Source organism: Chelatococcus reniformis (genome assembly GCF_014640075.1).
GTDB lineage: Bacteria > Pseudomonadota > Alphaproteobacteria > Rhizobiales > Beijerinckiaceae > Camelimonas > Camelimonas reniformis.
Genome location: NZ_BMGG01000029.1, coordinates 1 through 1,160 on the forward strand (window position 1 = coordinate 1; position 1,160 = coordinate 1,160).

General features: G+C 62.1%; 1 protein-coding gene. It reads right to left on the bottom strand.

Annotated elements, in window-relative coordinates:
* Positions 1–844: 844 nt before the first annotated feature.
* A partial coding sequence (locus tag IEW34_RS30175) for a transposase (protein ID WP_188612954.1) occupies positions 845–1,160 on the bottom strand: 316 nt, incomplete at its 5' end.

Genomic DNA, 1,160 nt, shown 5'->3' on the forward strand with positions numbered 1-1,160 from the left:
CACAGCGCCGCTATCACAAGCTCAAGCGCCTGATCGAGGTGCCCCTCACGACGCGCCAATTCACCCCGCTCGAGCAAGGCCTCGGCATGCTCCGGTTGTTCGGTCCTCAGATCCGGCGCGGCGAGGCCCTGAAGGCTCTCGGGACGCTCTGGGGGCGTCGGCGCACTCCTTTGCCCCTCAGGTCGCAATCCGGCGGCGTTCGCCTTATCCCCTGTTCCCCGCCCTGGGGTATGGACTTGGGCTCCCACCACGCTCCCCTTCTGCAAGCCGCCAGCGCGAACCTATCTCTTCGCAGATAGCTGATGTTTCGGCGATCAGCAAATGCTAACCAGGAACGTCGGTACATAGCGTGGCCCGGCGAGTTGGTCGTCTGCCTGGTGTCAAGCATCCATGCCAAGCTCAGGCCAGATGTCATACTCGTCGAAGGGCTATACCATCAGGCCTTCACGGCTAGATAGCGGAACGCTCTGGCTCTCGCCGCACTCGGCAACACAGCTTTCCTCCCATTTACGTGATACCACTTATTGCGGCGCGTCTTCCAGCCGCCGCTATCGGCTAGCGGCGTCCTCTATGACGGACATGATTGGAATGGCGCCACAATCGCGGGCCTTTGCCGGCTTGGTCGCGCGGATGGTTTCAACGCCTACCATTGCGGTCCCATCGCAGTTGCCGATCTCGGACGCTCTGACGGTCGAGCCGCGACCGCGGGCATCGACCTGTTGCCGACGCTGTTTCGCCCGTTCCTCGGCGGCCGGCATCCATCAAGTTGCGGACATTATTGGCCCCATACAGTTGAGCATCGGAAGGGGTGACGTGGCGCACGATTTATACCAAGTCCCGTTGATCAGTACCGGTGAGCCCATTCGCGCACGCCGATTGTCATGATCTTCCACGGCTGATCGACGAGGCGGTTCCAGGCCTCACAGCAGTGGTCGACGAGATTGTCGTAGGACTGGAAGACGCGGTTTGAGAGCCAGTTGTCGCGCATGAACTGCCAGACGTTCTCTACGGGGTTCAGCTCGGGGCATTTGGGTGGGGGAGGCATCAGTGTGATGTTCGGCGGCACCACGAGGTGGCGGGAGAGGTGCCAGCCGGCCTGATCGAGAAGAAGAACGGCATGCTTGCCCGGCGCGATCTCGGTCGCGATCTCGGCCAGGTGG